Source organism: Brevundimonas sp. 357 (genome assembly GCF_003938605.1).
Lineage (GTDB): Bacteria > Pseudomonadota > Alphaproteobacteria > Caulobacterales > Caulobacteraceae > Brevundimonas.
The window spans coordinates 154,934-169,991 of record NZ_RHWX01000002.1 but is presented as its reverse complement, the minus strand read 5'-3'; the positions used below and the strand labels follow the sequence as shown (position 1 = coordinate 169,991).

General features: G+C 68.3%; 15 protein-coding genes. 5 read left to right on the top strand and 10 right to left on the bottom strand.

Annotated features, from left to right (window positions below; genetic code table 11):
- Positions 1-12 precede the first annotated feature (12 nt).
- Positions 13-1,053 carry a L,D-transpeptidase gene (locus tag EGK63_RS02550; protein ID WP_125899770.1) on the top strand — a complete coding sequence of 347 codons (1,041 nt, stop codon included), beginning with the start codon at positions 13-15 and terminating at the stop codon, positions 1,051-1,053.
- On the opposite strand, the gene EGK63_RS02545 is transcribed toward EGK63_RS02550, so the two are convergent.
- The 10 genes from EGK63_RS02545 to EGK63_RS02500 all read right to left on the bottom strand — a co-directional run bounded on the left by EGK63_RS02545 (position 1,050) and on the right by EGK63_RS02500 (position 10,648).
- On the bottom strand, positions 1,050-1,502 hold the full coding sequence (locus EGK63_RS02545) for a nucleoside deaminase (RefSeq protein WP_125899769.1): 453 nt from the start codon (positions 1,500-1,502) through the stop codon (positions 1,050-1,052). The genes EGK63_RS02550 and EGK63_RS02545 overlap by 4 nt on opposite strands.
- A gap of 5 nt (positions 1,503-1,507) precedes the next feature.
- Positions 1,508-2,149, bottom strand: a complete 642-nt coding sequence (gmk, locus tag EGK63_RS02540) for a guanylate kinase (protein ID WP_040345659.1) — start codon at positions 2,147-2,149, stop codon at positions 1,508-1,510.
- The gene (locus tag EGK63_RS02535) at positions 2,139-3,005 is read right to left on the bottom strand and encodes a YicC/YloC family endoribonuclease (RefSeq protein ID WP_125899914.1); all 867 of its coding nucleotides are present in this window, start codon (positions 3,003-3,005) and stop codon (positions 2,139-2,141) included. The genes gmk and EGK63_RS02535 overlap by 11 nt, the downstream gene beginning before the upstream one ends.
- A 17-nt stretch (positions 3,006-3,022) precedes the next feature.
- On the bottom strand, positions 3,023-4,219 hold the full coding sequence (mltG, locus tag EGK63_RS02530; protein ID WP_125899768.1) for an endolytic transglycosylase MltG: 1,197 nt from the start codon (positions 4,217-4,219) through the stop codon (positions 3,023-3,025).
- Position 4,220: 1 nt separating this feature from the next.
- Positions 4,221-5,501 (bottom strand): beta-ketoacyl-ACP synthase II, encoded by a 1,281-nt coding sequence (gene fabF, locus EGK63_RS02525; protein WP_125899767.1) that lies wholly within the window; start codon positions 5,499-5,501, stop codon positions 4,221-4,223.
- Positions 5,502-5,619: 118 nt separating this feature from the next.
- Positions 5,620-5,859, bottom strand: a complete 240-nt coding sequence (locus EGK63_RS02520) for an acyl carrier protein (RefSeq protein ID WP_003165440.1) — start codon at positions 5,857-5,859, stop codon at positions 5,620-5,622.
- Between the two features lie 185 nt (positions 5,860-6,044).
- Positions 6,045-6,785 carry a 3-oxoacyl-[acyl-carrier-protein] reductase gene (gene fabG / locus EGK63_RS02515; protein ID WP_046654273.1) on the bottom strand — a complete coding sequence of 247 codons (741 nt, stop codon included), beginning with the start codon at positions 6,783-6,785 and terminating at the stop codon, positions 6,045-6,047.
- Between the two features lie 17 nt (positions 6,786-6,802).
- Complete coding sequence (gene fabD, locus EGK63_RS02510; protein ID WP_125899766.1) at positions 6,803-7,747, bottom strand: ACP S-malonyltransferase; 945 nt, start codon at positions 7,745-7,747, stop codon at positions 6,803-6,805.
- Between the two features lie 101 nt (positions 7,748-7,848).
- A complete protein-coding gene (locus EGK63_RS02505; protein WP_207896325.1) occupies positions 7,849-9,279 on the bottom strand; it encodes a metallophosphoesterase family protein in 1,431 nt (476 codons plus the stop codon).
- Between the two features lie 100 nt (positions 9,280-9,379).
- Entirely contained in the window at positions 9,380-10,648 is a 1,269-nt protein-coding gene (locus tag EGK63_RS02500) for an Nramp family divalent metal transporter (RefSeq protein WP_165906511.1), read from the bottom strand.
- Between the two features lie 245 nt (positions 10,649-10,893).
- Between EGK63_RS02500 and rpsF the strand changes: the two genes are divergently transcribed.
- From rpsF to EGK63_RS02480, 4 genes are all read left to right on the top strand, one after another.
- The gene (gene rpsF, locus EGK63_RS02495) at positions 10,894-11,271 is read left to right on the top strand and encodes a 30S ribosomal protein S6 (RefSeq protein ID WP_125899911.1); all 378 of its coding nucleotides are present in this window, start codon (positions 10,894-10,896) and stop codon (positions 11,269-11,271) included.
- Between the two features lie 11 nt (positions 11,272-11,282).
- Positions 11,283-11,558: a 30S ribosomal protein S18 gene (gene rpsR / locus EGK63_RS02490; RefSeq protein WP_003167100.1), complete on the top strand. Its 276-nt coding sequence runs from the start codon at positions 11,283-11,285 to the stop codon at positions 11,556-11,558.
- 1 nt (position 11,559) lies between these two features.
- Positions 11,560-12,144 carry a 50S ribosomal protein L9 gene (gene rplI / locus EGK63_RS02485; RefSeq protein ID WP_125899765.1) on the top strand — a complete coding sequence of 195 codons (585 nt, stop codon included), beginning with the start codon at positions 11,560-11,562 and terminating at the stop codon, positions 12,142-12,144.
- A 407-nt stretch (positions 12,145-12,551) separates the two neighbouring features.
- Positions 12,552-14,960 carry a TonB-dependent siderophore receptor gene (locus tag EGK63_RS02480; protein ID WP_125899764.1) on the top strand — a complete coding sequence of 803 codons (2,409 nt, stop codon included), beginning with the start codon at positions 12,552-12,554 and terminating at the stop codon, positions 14,958-14,960.
- Positions 14,961-15,058: the final 98 nt, after the last annotated feature.

The following is a 15,058-nucleotide window of genomic DNA, read 5'->3' as shown; positions in this document are numbered from 1 at the left end:
TTCGGAGCTTTCATGTCGAAATCGCGCCTCGCCGTCTCTGCCCTGCCCTTCGTCGCGGCCGTCCTCACGGCCTGCGGATCGCCTGCCGAGACGCCGAGGCCCGAACAGCCCCCGGCCGTCCAAGGCGCCGCCGCACCCCTGACCCGACAGGCGGTCGAGGCGGCCGTATTCGAGACCGTCGTCACCCCCGTCGAGGGTCAACCCGCGCGGCCCGACGCGGCGACGGCGCGCGCCCAAATCCTGCTGGACCGCGCCAACTTCTCGCCCGGCGTGATCGACGGCCTGGGCGGCGACAACACCCGCCAGGCGATCGCCGCCTTCGAAAAGGCCGCCGGCCTGCCCCAGGACGGGGTGCTGGACGCCGAGGTCTTCCGCCGCCTGACCGCCGGCGACGACGGCCGTGTCCTGACCGACTATACGATCACCGCCGCTGACCTGGCCGGTCCCTTCATCGGCCAGGTTCCGGCCGATCTGGCCGACATGGCCAAGCTCCAGACCGTCGGCTACGCCACGCCGCTGGAGATGCTGGCCGAGAAATTCCACATGACCGAGGGCCTGCTGCAAGCGCTCAACCCCGGCATCGACTTCGGCAAGGCGGGCCAGAGCATCGCCGTCGCCGCCGTGGCCCAGACCGAGCTGACGGGCGACGTGGCCCATATCGTCGTCGACAAGGCCGAGCGGTCGGTGCGGGTCTATGACGCGGCGGACAGGCTTCTGGCCTTCTATCCGGCCACCATCGGCAGTTCGGCGCGCCCGGCGCCTTCGGGCGATCTGACCGTCGTCGGCGTCGCGCCCGAGCCGAACTACACCTACGACCCGGACCGGGTCAGCTATGACCGAGGCGACCGCAAGGTCGTCGTGCCGCCGGGGCCGAACAATCCAGTCGGCTCGGTATGGATCGACCTATCGCGCGACACCTACGGCATCCACGGCACGCCGGACCCGTCCAAGGTCGGCAAGACCTTCTCCAGCGGCTGCGTGCGCCTGACCAACTGGGACGCCGAACAGTTGGCGTCCAAGGTCAAGCCGGGCGTGCGCGTGACCTTCCGCTAGCCGCCATACAACTCCGCCGCCGTCCGACCGGGCGCGTCCAATTGCGTCAGCGGCAGCGGCGGCGGGTCCAGCGTCACGCCCAGGGCCTGATAGGTCGCCGCGCTGGAGAAGCCGTAAGGCTCTGCGTCCGCATTGCTGAAGGCGTAGTAGACGGCGCTGACCCGCGTCATCACCGCCGCCGCCAAGCACATGGGACACGGGTGGCCGCTGGCGTAGAGGATCGCGCCCGACAGATCGACGCCGCCCAGCGCCGGCCCGGCCTGACGCAGGGCCTCCATCTCGGCGTGAGAGCTGGGATCGTTGGTCGCCAGCATCCGGTTGACGCCGCTGGCGACCAGGGCGCCGTCCTTGACCAGCACCGCCCCGAACGGCCGACCGCCCGCCCTGACGTTCTCCAGCGCCAGATCGACGGCGCGCGCCAGCCAGCGGCGGTGTTCGGCCTCGGTCATGGGCGTCAGACCACTTCCTTCAGCAGCGCCTGCTTGTAGCCGTCGACCCACAGGTTGCGGTGACGGCGGCTGCGCTCGGCGTGATAGATGTGGGCCAGTTCGGCGTAGGACCGGTCGAAGTCCTCGTTGACCAGCACATAGTCGAAGTCGTCGCAGTGCTCGATCTCGCCCTTGGCGTTGGCGACGCGGCGCTCGATCACGTCCTCTGCGTCCTGAGAGCGCGTCACCAGACGGCGGCGCAGTTCCTCAAGGCTGGGCGGCAGGATGAAGACCCGCACGGCGTCGCCGGGGCATTTGGCGGCCACGTCGCGGGCGCCCTGCCAGTCGATGTCGAACAGGACGTCGCGGCCTTCCGCCAGCGCGCGCTCGACCGGTGCGGCCGGACTGCCGTAACGGTTGCCGTGCACATCGGCCCATTCCAGGAAGGCGTCGGCATCGACCAGGCGCTGGAATTGCTCCTTGCTGACGAAGTTGTAGTCGCGGCCGTCCACCTCGCCCGGACGGATATCGCGGGTGGTCATGGAGACCGACAGCTCCAACCCCTTGTGGTCGGCCATCAGGCGGCGACACAGCGAGGTCTTTCCGGCCCCCGACGGACTGGCCACGATCAGCAGGACGCCACGGCGGGGGGTGCGGTTATTCGACATTCTGAACTTGTTCTCGAAGCTGCTCGATGACGGCCTTCAACTCCAGGCCGATTCCGATGAGCGCGGTCGTAGCGGATTTCGAGCAGAGGGTGTTCGCCTCGCGCATGAATTCCTGCATCAGGAAGTCGAGTTTTCGACCGGCGGGGGGTTGCTGCAACAGTGCGCGGGCCGAGGCGACGTGGGCCGTCAGCCGGTCCAGCTCCTCGCGCACGTCGGCCTTGGTCGCCAGGGCGGCGGCCTCCAGGAAGACGCGCTCGTCCAGACCCGGCGCGTCGGGCGCCAGTTCGCTGATGCGGCGGGTGAAGCGCTCGCGGATGGCCTCGACCTGCGCCGACGCCTCAAGCTCAGCGCGAGCGACCAGAGCTTCAATGGTCCCGACAAAGTCGTGGATGACCGGCGTCAGCTGCTCGCCTTCGCACTGACGTGAGGCCTTCAGCGCATCCAGCGCCTGTTCGACCGTGGCGGCCATGGCGGCCTCCAGCGCGGCGCGGGCCTCGGCGTCCTCGTCCTCTTCCGCCACTTCAATGACGCCGCGCAGGGCCAGCAGGCCGTCGGCCGAGGGCGGGGTCGCCCCCTCCTCCGCCAACTGGTTCGCCAGCCGCAGATAGGTCGCCAGCACCGCCTCATTGACGCGCGGCGCGGGCTCGCTCCCCTCGGCGCGCTTGGCCTGCAGGCCAAGCGTCACCTGCCCCCGGTTCAGCCGCGCCTGAGCCGCCGCCTTGGCCAGCCGTTCCAGATTGTCGAAACCGTGCGGGCCGCGATAGCGCGTCTCCAGCGACCGCCCGTTGACCGAGCGCGCCTCGACCGTCCAAGTCCAGCCGCCCAGCGCACCGTCCGCCCGGCCGAAGCCGGTCATGCCTGAAATCAAGTTGCTCACCGTCCGGCCTCCGTCGGCACGCGAATGACCTTGGCGCCCGGCGGGATGGCGATGGCCGGGCCGGCGGCCTCGTCCGTCATCGGCGCAGGCGAGGTCTCCGGCGCGGTCTCCCCCGCCGCCAGACCGGCCTTGCGGCGCTCGATCTCGCGCCAGCGGGCCACGTTCAGCAGATGCTCCTGATAGGTGCGGGCGAAGACGTGGCCGCCCGTGCCGTCGGCGACGAAGAAGACGTATTCCGAGCGCGGCGGGTTCAGCACGGCCTTGATCGCCTCCTCGCCCGGATTGGCGATGGGCGTCGGCGGCAGGCCGTCGATCAGATAGGTGTTCCACGGCGTCGGATTGCGCAGTTCCGACAACAGGATGCCGCGCCCCAGCGGCCGCCCCTTGGTCACGCCGTAGACGATGGTCGGGTCGCTCTCCAGCCGCATCCCCAGACGCAGCCGATTGGTGAAGACGGCCGCCACCTCGGGCCGTTCGGAGGCGATGCCCGTCTCCTTCTCGACGATGGAGGCCAGGATGACCGCCTCTTCCGGCGTCGCGACCACCGTGGCGGGCGAGCGGGCGGCCCACAGCGTCTCCAGCTTGGTCTTGGCGGCGCGCTGCATACGGGCGACGACAGCGGCGCGGGTCTCGCCGCGCGTGACCTCATAGGTTTCGGGCCACAGGCTGCCCTCGGGCGGAACCTCGACCTCGCCGGTCAGGACCGGCTGCTTCATCAGGATGTCCACCGCCTGGGCGCTGGACCAGCCCTCGGGCAGGGTCACGTAGTGGCGCACCGCCTTGCCGTCGACCAGCAGGCCCACCACCGTCGCCAGAGAGGCGCCCGACGGCACCTCATACTCGCCCGCGCGGATCTTGCGGTCCGCGCCCGTCAGGCTGATCGCCGCGCGGAACAGATCGGTCGAGCGGATCACCCCCGCCGATTTCAGATTGGCCGCGATGGCCGGAACGCCCGCCCCGGACGGCAGGGTGACGATGGTCGCCTCCCCTTCCGCCGCCTTCGGCCCCGGTCCCCAGTAGATCGCCCAGAACGCCACCAGAGCGGCGACCAGAAACAGGCCCAGCGTCCCGGCGGCGGTGATCAGGCCGACGCCGAGGCCGGTTTTAGCGCCTCCGCCCCCGCCGCCCTTTTTCGGAACGCGCGACTTGGGAATGCGAACCTTGGGGGTGCGGGGGGACGGAGCCTTGGCCAAGTCAGTCGACCTTCTTGAAGATCACGGCCGCATTGGTGCCGCCGAAGCCGAAGCTGTTGGACATGGCGACATCGATCTTCTTGGCCTTGCCCTTGTGCGGGATCAGGTCGATCGGCGTCTCCATCTCCGGGTCGTCCAGATTGATGGTCGGCGGCGCCATCTGGTCGCGGATGGCCAGAACCGAGAAGATGCTCTCGATCGCCCCGGCGGCGCCCAGCAGGTGTCCCGTCATCGACTTGGTGGACGACACGGCCAGATCCTTGGCGTGGTCGCCGACCAGCCGTTCGACCGCCTTCAGCTCGATCCAGTCGGCCATGGTCGAAGTGCCGTGGGTGTTGACGTAATCGAGGTCCGACGGCTGCATCCCGGCGCGCTTCAGCGCCGCCTTCATGGCCCGCAGACCGCCGTCGCCGTCTTCCGACGGAGCGGTGATGTGATAGGCGTCGCCGCTCATGCCGTAGCCGACGACCTCGGCGTAGATCTTGGTGCCGCGCGCCTTGGCGTGTTCGTATTCTTCCAGAACCATGATCCCGGCGCCCTCGCCCATGACGAAGCCCGCATGGCCGCGGTCATAGGGGCGCGAGGCCTTCTCGGGCGTGTCGTTATAGGCGGTGCACAGGGCCTTGCAGGCCAGGAAACCCGCGATGCCGATCGGCACGACCGAGCTTTCGGCGCCGCCCGCCACCATGACGTCGGCGTCGCCCAGGGCGATCATCCGGGCAGCATCGCCGATGGCGTGGGCGCCCGTGGCGCAGGCCGTGACCACCGAGTGGTTCGGCCCCTTCAGGCCGTGGCGGATCGAGATCTGGCCCGACGCCAGGTTGATCAGGGCCGAGGGGATGAAGAAGGGGCTGACCCGGCGGACGCCCTGTTCCTTCAGCACGATGGCCGTGTCGGCGATGGGGCCCAGGCCGCCGATGCCGGAGCCGACCATGACTCCAGTGGCTTCCTTGTCGTCTTCCGATTCCGGCTTCCAGTTCGCGTCCGCCAGCGCCTCGTCCGCCGCCGCGATGGCGTACAGGATGAAGTCGTCGACGCGCTTGCGGTCCTTGGCCGACATCACCTGATCGGGATCGAAGACGCCCGGTTGACCGGCCTCGCCGCCGCCGCGTCCGTCGACGCTGGGGACTTCGCCCGCGATGGTGCAGCCGTAGCCTTCGGTGTCAAAGGCGGTGATCGGACGGATGCCCGAGCGGCCTTCCAGAATGCCCTTCCAGACGTGCTCGACGCCCGTGCCCAGAGGCGTAACCAGGCCGAGGCCCGTGATGACGACGCGGCGCATGGTTCGCGCTCCTTCTTGGTCAGAATCGTAACCAGAAACACTAATGGCCGCCGGACGGTCCCGCTAGGGGTCCGTCACGGCGGCCATCAGCTGGTAAGTGCGACGAATCGCAGCCGGATCAGGCGGCCAGCTTCTCGTCGATGAACTTCACCGCGTCGCCGACGGTCTGGATGTGCTCGGCGGCGTCATCCGGGATTTCGACGTCGAATTCTTCTTCGAAGGCCATGACCAGTTCGACGTTGTCGAGCGAGTCAGCGCCCAGGTCGTCGATGAAGGAAGCCTTCTCGGTGACCTTGTCCGGATCGGCGTCCAGGTGGTCGATCACGATCTTGCGGACGCGTTCGAGGGTGTCGGACATGAGTGTCTCTCTGCCTGTTTGAAATCGCCGTGATGGCGGGTCTTGGGTTGTTTCGCCGTGTCACGGCTGCCTGTCGGGATCAAGCCTCAATGAGACTCACCCCCGAAAGACGTCCGTGCCCTTTAGCACAGGGTGACGGCGTGGAAATAGTCTGTTGCGTGTCGTGATGACGCCGCGCAACGGGTTCAGATCATCGCCATGCCGCCGTTGACGTGCAGGGTCTGGCCGGTGACGTAGGCCGCTTCATCCGACGACAGATAGACGGCGGCCGAGGCGATTTCGTCGCCCGCGCCCAGGCGCCCGGCCGGAATCTTCGACAGGATGGCCTCGCGCTGCTGGTCGTTCAGCACGTCGGTCATCGGCGAGGCGATGAAGCCCGGCGCGATGCAGTTGACCGTGATCCCGCGCGAGCCGACTTCCTGGGCCAGCGACTTGGAGAAGCCGATCATCCCGGCCTTGGAGGCGGAATAGTTGGTCTGGCCGGGGTTGCCCGTGACGCCGACCACCGAGGTGATGCCGATGATGCGGCCCGAACGGCGCTTCATCATCCCCTTCACCGCCGCGCGGGTCAGTCGGAAATAGCTTTCCAGGTTGATCTGGATGACCGACTGGAAGTCCTCGTCCTTCATCCGCATCAGCAGGCCGTCCTTGGTGATGCCCGCGTTGGCGACCAGGATGTCCAACGGCGCGCCCGCCGCCGTCTCGGCCGCATTGACCAGATTGTCGACCGATTCCGGGTCCGACAGGTTGGCGGTCGCGAAATGGGCGCGCTCGCCCAACTCCTTGGCCAGATCGGCCAGCACGGCTTCACGCGTGCCGGACAGGACGACAGTAGCCCCCTGCGCGTGCAGAGCGCGGGCGATGGCCCCGCCGATGCCGCCGGTGGCGCCGGTCACGAGGGCGGTCTTGCCGGTAAGGTTGAACATGGTTTCTTCCTGTCTGTTCAGAGCGACTTGGCGAAGGCTTCCAGCTCTTCGGCCGTATTCAGCGCCAGGGCCTCGGCGTCGGGGGCGATGCGCTTGGCCATGCCGGTCAGCACCTTGCCCGAGCCGATCTCGACGAAGCGGGTCACGCCGCCTTCAGAAGCCATCCACTCCATGCTCTCGCGCCAGCGCACGCGGCCCGTGACCTGCTCGACCAGCAGGCGGCGGATGACCTCGGCGTCGGTTTCCGGGCGGGCGGTGACGTTGGCGACCACCGGCACGACGGGCGCGATGATCTTGGCGTCAGCCAAAGCGGCAGCCATCTCGTCCGCGGCAGGCTGCATCAGCGGGCAATGGAAGGGCGCCGAGACGTTCAGCGGAATGGCGCGCGCGCCCAGCTCCTTGGCCTTCTCGATAGCCAGATCCACGGCGGCCTTGTCGCCCGAGATGACGACGTTGCCCTTGTTGTTGTCGTTGGCGACGACGCAGACGCCCGCCGCCGAACCGGCCCTGGCGGCCTCTTCAGCCAGCGCCAGATCGGTCTTGGGGCCGATCAGCGAGGCCATCGCCCCCCTGCCCACCGGCACGGCGCGCTGCATGGCCTGACCGCGCAGCTTCAGCAGGCGCGCAGTGTCCGACAGGCTGATCGCGCCCGCCGCCGCCAGGGCCGAATATTCGCCCAGCGAGTGACCGGCGACGAAAGCCGCGCGCGCCACATCGACGCCGAACTCGATCTTCAGCACCCGCGCCGTGGCGACCGAGACGGCCATCAGGGCCGGTTGGGCGTTCTCGGTCAGGGTCAGCTGATCTTCCGGCCCTTCGCGCATCAGCTCGAACAGCTTCTGGTTCAGGGCGTCGTCCACCTCGGCGAAGACTTCGCGCGCGCTGGCGAAGGCGTCCGACAGGGCGACGCCCATGCCGACCGACTGGCTGCCCTGACCGGGAAAGAGAAGCGCGAGGCTCATCCGGGATCGTCCGTCATCCGTTGAATCAAGCCGCGAGGGGTAGGCGAATCCCTCCCCTACGGCAAGAAGAACGCGACAGCGGACAGGTCTCGCGCCCGTCCTCAGTCCTTGATTTCCGCCGTGCAAGGGCGGTCGTCCGGCCCCGCCGCGCCGTCGCAACGACGCAGGGCCAGCAGGGTGCCCTGCGCCTCGACCAATCGCTTCGTCCCATCGGCCTGCCGCTCCAGCGTGAAGGCGTCGTACAGTCCGCCCGTCGCCGTAAAGGCGCGGAACGACAGACGATCCGCATCGACGTCGATCAGCTGATACAGCTCTGTATTCTCGGCCGCGCGCACCGGCTGCGTGTTCGCCCGGTCATTCAGCCCGTACATCTTCGAGCCTGTGACGGAGACGACATAGACCGGCCCCTGCGGACGGCCCGCCGCGCTGTCGGCGCGCGAGGCTTCAGCCCCGGCGGGGTTGGAGACACGGCCGTAGCAGTGGTCATGCCCCTGCAGCACCAGATCGATGTTGCGGGCGTCGAAGATCGGCTTCCAGGCGGCCTTCAGCTCTTCGGTGTCTTCGGGTCGGGCGCAGGTGTAGATCGGCTGGTGGAATAGGGCGACGTTCCAGCGCGCCGGGCTTTCGGCCAGCACGCGGTCCAGCCAGCGCGTCTGGCTGTCCCCGGAGCCCAGATCGATCGCCGCCGTGCCGTCCAGCACGATAAAGCGCACGCCCTGATAATCGACGTAATAGCTGGTCGCCTTCGCCCCCTCTGCCCCGTTGTCCGGCAGGGCGAACTGCAGCGGCCAGTGCGGCCCCAGGACGCGCGATTCCTCGCCGTTCGGCAGGATGTGGTCGACGTATTCGTGGTTGCCGCTGGCGGGCAGCTGCGGCGTCATGGCGAAGGCGCGGCCGCCGGCCTCGGTCCATTCGCCCCACTCGTCGTCGTGAACCTTGACCTCGCGCTGGGCCACCAGATCGCCCGCATGGACGACCAGGGCCGCCGGTCCCGCCTCCTTGAAGGCCGAGCGGATCACGCGCGAACCGATCTCCAGAATGTCGTTCTGCGTGTCGCCCAGATAGATGAAGCGGAAGGGCGCGAACTCGGCCTTGGCCGTGCGGAACGGCAGCCACTCGCTCCAGCCGTCGGCGGCGCGCACGCGATAGACATAGCGCGTGTCCGGCTTCAACCCGTCAAAGCGCGCCTGATGATAGAAGGCGCGGCCGTTCTCGTTCTCGATCGGCGCCGTGGTCCCGGCCACGGTGCGGGCGGCGAAGCCCAGCAGGGGGCCGTCGATCTCCTCGGCGATCTGGGCCTCGGCGGCGGTCTGGCGCGCATCGGTGCGCCAGGCGACGGCGGCGCCGCGGGCGGCGTCGGCGGCCGGGCTCAGCACGATGCGGTCGGCCCAGCCCTTGGCGGCCCAGCGGCCGTTCGGCGCGTGCAGCGGCGGCGGGAGCGGATCGGGGTCCGGCGGCGCGACGACCTGGGCCATCGAAGGCGCGGCGGCCAGCAGGACGGATGCAGCCAGACAAGCGACGGACAGCTTCATGACGATTTTCCCCGAACCGATATGGTCGAGGGCGAGGCCTAACGGCCCAATGCGACGGTTCGCCGGGGCTTTTGTGAAACTCCTGCGAGGAATAGGCCGCCTACGACGGGATCAGGCCCAGCAGCTCCTTGCCCGCCAGCACCGCGAACAGCAGGGCCGCCGCCCCCAGTAACAGGTTGGAAATCCAGCCGCTGCGCCATTCCTGCGGCGTCCGGGCGCTGTTCAACAGCCACAGAAGCGTCCCCGCCAGGAAGGGCATGAACAGGCTGCCCAACACCCCATATGCGACAATCAGCCCGAACGGCCGATCCATGAACAGCAGCAGCATCGGCGGGAAGGTCAGCCACAGGGCGTAGGCGCGGAACGCCCGGCTCTTGTCGCCGCGCGCCTTGGGATCGTCGGAGCGGCCGCGCACATGGGCGGTGAAGTCGGCGAACATCAGGCTGACGCCCTGCCACACGCCCAGCAGGCTGGAGAAGCTGGTGGCCCAGAAGCCGACCAGGAACAGGATGGAGATCGGCCGCCCGAACCGCTCGCGCAGCACCTGGTCCAAGTCCAGCAAGCCCCGGTCCCCGCCCTGCAAAGCGATGCCCGCGCTATAGAGCAGCTCGGCCCCGACGATCAGCATGGCGACCACGAAGACGCCGGTGACGACATAGGCCACCCGATTGTCCAGCCGCATGACCGCCATCCAGCCCGGCCCCTTCCAGCCCTTAGCGTTCAGCCAGTAGCCGTAGGCCGCCATGGTGATGGTGCCGCCCACCCCGCCGATCAGGCCCAGGGTGTAGAAGGCCGACCCTTCCGGCAGGCTCGGCCACAGGCCGGTCAGCAGTTCGGGCAGGTTCGGCGTGACGATCACGGCCAGGCCGACGACGGTGACGAACATCACACCGACGCAGGCCGTCATCACCTTCTCGAACAGGCCGTAGCCGCCGAACCAGACGAAGATCAGCCCGGCGACCCCGCTCAGCATCCCCCAGGCCTTGAGGTCCAGCGCGGGGAACAGCGCCGCCAGCGGCAGGGCCGTCGAGGTCATGGCCGCCGCCCCATAGACGAAGCCCCACACCACCACATAGACGCCGAAATAGAGCCCGGCCCAGTTCAACCGCCCGTCCAGCCAGCCGCCTCCCAGGCTGGACCAGCCTTCGAACATCGTCCGCTCGCTGGACAGGGTCCACCGCCCCACGGCCTCGGCCAGGGCGATCTTCAGCACGGTCCCGATGACGGCGGCCCACAGCAGGGCGTAGCCGAAGCGCGATCCGGCGATCAGGGTGGCGACCAGATCGCCCGCCCCCACCCCGGTCGCGGCCACCACGATTCCCGGCCCGATCAGCGACCAGCGGTTCCTCGGCGTCGGCGTTTGCGTCATGCTGAAGGCTCCGGTTGCGTGATCCCCAACCGTGCCGCGCTTCGCCGCCTCTGCCAATCGCCGGCGCAAGGGCCCCCGCGCCTTGCCCTGCCGGGGTTTTTCCCGTATAGGCGCGCCCTTTCCAGGGCTTCGGTCCTGCTGCGGAATGTCAAAGGGTCGGGAAACTCCCGTCCGCCGTGTCAGGAGCCATCGTGGACGAACTACCCGGTTCGCCCGCGCCGATGTCCGCCAAGGGAGAATGCCGCATGGCTCTTTACGAGCACACGGTCATGACGCGCCAGGATATCTCGGCGCAACAGGCCGAAGCGCTGAACGACACCATCAAGGCTCTGATCGAAGAAGGCGGCGGCTCCGTCGCCAAGATCGAGTACTGGGGTCTGCGCAACCTGACCTACCGGGTCAAGAAGAACCGCAAGGCTCACTATTCGCTGATGGCCGTTGATTGCCCGCCGGCCGCCATGGCCGAAGTCGAGCGTCAGCTGTCGATCAACGAAGACGTGCTGCGCTGGCTGACCATCCGCGTCGAGGAACTCGACCTGGAGCTGTCGCCCCTGCTGGCTCGTCGCGAACGCGAACGTGACCGCACCGGCCCGCGCACCGACGACGCCGCGGCTTCGGAATAAGGAACCGGATCATGACCGATACGACTGCCCCCATCCCGGGCGCTCCGGCCGGCTCCGGCCCGGCCCGTCGCCCCTTCTATCGTCGCCGCAAGGTCTGCCCGTTCTCGGGCGCCAACGCGCCGAAGATCGACTACAAGGACGTGAAGCTGCTGCAGCGTTACGTCTCCGAACGCGGCAAGATCGTGCCTTCGCGCATCACCGCCGTTTCCGCCAAGAAGCAACGCGAACTGGCCAAGGCCATCAAGCGCGCCCGCTACCTGGCCCTCCTGCCGTACGTGGTGAAGTAAGATGAAGGTCGTTCTGCTGGAACGCGTCGAGAACCTCGGCGCCATCGGCGACGTCGTCACCGTCAAGGACGGCTTCGCCCGTAACTTCCTCCTGCCGCGCGACAAGGCGCGTCGGGCCACGGAAGCCAATCTGAAAGCCTTCGAAATCGAGCGCGTCGCCATTGAGGCCCGCAACGACAAGAACAAGGCTGAAGCTCAGAAGATCGCCGACAAGATCGACGGTCAGAGCTACGTCATGATCCGTCAGGCCGGTGAAACCGGCCAGCTGTACGGTTCGGTCGCCGGCCGCGACGTCGCTGAGGCCGTTCGCGCCGAAGGCGGCAAGGTCGAGCGCTCGCAGGTCGTCCTGAACACGGCGATCAAGACGCTGGGCGTCCACGAAGTGCTGGTTCGCCTGCACCCCGAGGTCTCGGCCACCGTCAAGATCAACATCGCCCGTTCGGCCGACGAAGCCGAGCGTCAAGCGAAGGGCGAGGACGTGATCCGCGCTCAGTTCGACGACGAGCGTAACGCCGCCGACCAGGCCGCTCAGGAGCTGCTGGAAGGCGGCGCCGGCCAACAGGAAGGCTTCGGCGACGAAGCCTGATCCTGTCGCTTCGGCGAGATGATCGAGGGGCGCTTCCGCAAGGAAGCGCCCCTTTTTCTTAGGCCGGACGCCCCCCTGCTCCGCTCATGCTTTAGCTTCCCTAAACATCCCCACACATAATCTCGATAGGCGTCGCCGCTTTCGCACCGCAATATCGCCATGGCTCGTCACCGTTGACGGGCAGGAGATGACGATGCGCCCCGGCCTTTACGCCCGACTGCATCGCCCGGTGATCCGACCGGCGCGATGTCCGTGCCAGCGACCCTGAAGCCCCCCTCCGACCGGTCCGCCGCCGGTCCGTGGTTTCCATCCGCTTCCAGACTTCCGTTTCCAGACGCAGCCGGCGTTCGCCCTCCCGCGACGGCGAGCCCTGACGCGCGTCCAATCAGAAAAGACGACCTCTCGATATGACCTCCCGCTTCCCCCGCCGCCCCGCCCTTCTGGCCGCCGTATCCGGCGCCGCCCTGCTGATCGCCGGCGCCGCCTCGGCCCAAACCATTCCTGACGACGCCACCTCAGTCGACGACATCGTGGTGACCGGCACCCGCGCCCCGGCCCGCTCGCGCCTGGACACCCTGGCCCCCGTCGATGTGGTGACGGCCGAGACCCTGCAGAACCGCGGCACGACCGAATTCGCCGCCGCCCTGGCCCAGACGGTGCCGTCCCTGACCTTCCAGCGGCCCTCGGCCAACGACGGCACGGACTCGATCCGTCCCGCCACCCTGCGCGGCCTGTCGCCGGACCAGACCCTGGTGCTGGTCAACGGCACGCGCCGCCACGCCTCGGCCCTGGTCAACGTCAACGGCACGGTCGGGCGCGGCTCGGCCGCCGTCGACCTGAACGCCATCCCCAGCGGCGCCCTGGACCGGGTCGAGGTGTTGCGTGACGGCGCATCGGCGCAATACGGCTCGGACGCCATCGCCGGTGTCGTCAACCTGCGCCTCAAGGAAGCCCGCGAGGGCGGCGGCGCCAGCGTCACCTACGGCCAGTACTTCACCAGCGTGGAGACCGCGCGCGGCGAGCGGGATGAAGAGGACGGCCGCGCCGTCACCGTCTCGGCCTGGCAGGGCTTCGGACTGGGCTCGGACGGCTTCCTGACCCTGTCGGCGGAATATTCCGACCGCGACCCGACCAACCGTTCGGACTACGACCCGCGCGCCGCCGCCAACGGCGCGATCACCGCCCGCTTCGGCGATCCCAAGGTCGAGCAGTGGAGCGTCTTCGCCAATGCAGGCAAGCCGCTGAACGCCGACTGGGAAGCCTATGGCTGGGCCGGCTATCAGGAACGCGACAGCTCATCCGCCGCCTTCCCGCGCCTGTCGAACAACCCCAACAACGTGCCGTCCATCTATCCGAACGGCTTCCTGCCCAAGATCGCCATCAACTCCCAGGACGTTTCCGCCGCCGGCGGCGTGCGCGGGACGCTGGCCGGATGGGACGCGGACTTCAGCCTGGTCTACGGCCGCAACGCTCTGGACTTCCGCACCGAGAATTCGCTGAACGCCACCTATGGCGCCGCCTCCCCGACCAGCTTTGATTCCGGCGGCCTGACCTATGACCAGTTGGTCTTCGGCGCGGACTTCACGCGTCAGTTCGAGATCGGCCTGGACGGCGGCCCGTTGAACTTCGCCTGGGGTCTGGAGGCCCGCAAGGAGAACTACAAGATCGACGCCGGTCAGCCGGAATCGTGGAACCGCGGCCCGCTGGGGTCGAACACCGCCCTGGCCGGCGGCGCCCAGGGCTTCCCCGGCTTCCAGCCATCAAACGCGGTCGATGAGGATCGCGACGCCGTGGCCCTGTACGCCGACGTCGAAATCCCGCTGACCGAAAAACTGACGGTCGAGGGCGCGCTGCGCGTCGAGGACTATTCCGACTTCGGCGACGCCCAGACGGGCAAGTTCGCCGCCCGCTACGACTTCAACCCGAACTTCGCCCTGCGCGGCTCGGTGTCCACCGGCTTCCGCGCCCCGTCGCTGCAGCAGAGCTTCTTCACCTCGACCTCCTCGGTCGTCCAGAACGGCGGCTTCGTCGAAACCGGCACCTTCCCCGCCACCAGCGAGGTCGCCTCGGTCCTGGGCGCCCGCCCGCTGAAGGCCGAGACCTCGACCAACTACACGCTCGGCGCCGTGATCCGTCTGGGGAATTTCGACCTGACCATCGACGCCTATCGCATTGAGATCGAGAACCAGATCGTCCTGTCGGAACTGATCAACCGCAGCTTCTCGCCCCAGGTCGCCGGCCTGCTGGACCCGCTGGGCGTCCAGGCCGCGCGCTTCTTCCTCAACGGGGTGTCGACCGAGACCGAGGGCGTCGACATCGTCGGCCGCTATCGCCTGCGCAGCGAGACGGCGGGCGACTGGGACTTCACCGTCGCCGCCAACGTCAACGACGTCAGCGTGACCAAGATCCCGACCTCCTCCTCGGTGCTGAACCCGGTCCCGACCCTGTTCGCGCGCCAGCGCATCCTGACTATCGAGGAAGGCACGCCGGACACCAAGATCGCCGCCTCCGCCGACTGGAGCCAGGGCCGTTGGGGCGCGACGGCGCGGGCGACCTACTACGCCAGCGTTCTGCAGCCCGGCTCGACGTCTGCCAACGACTATTCGACCGGCGACAAGACCACCATCGACCTGGAAGGCCGCTTCCAGATCACCGACCGGGTCGGCCTGGCCATCGGCGTGGACAACGTCTTCGACGAGTACCCCGACTTCGTGCCCGCCAACCTGAACAACAACGGCGTGCTGGGCTTCCCCTACTACTCGCCGTTCGGGTTCAACGGCCGTTACGGCTACGCCCGCCTGAACGTGAAGTGGTGATCGGCTTGGAGCGCGCGCATCGGGGCTTCCTCCCTGTCCTTTGAGCGCGCCTCCCTCGTCAGACGCGGCGGCCCGCGGCGAGCCGCCGCGTCTGACGA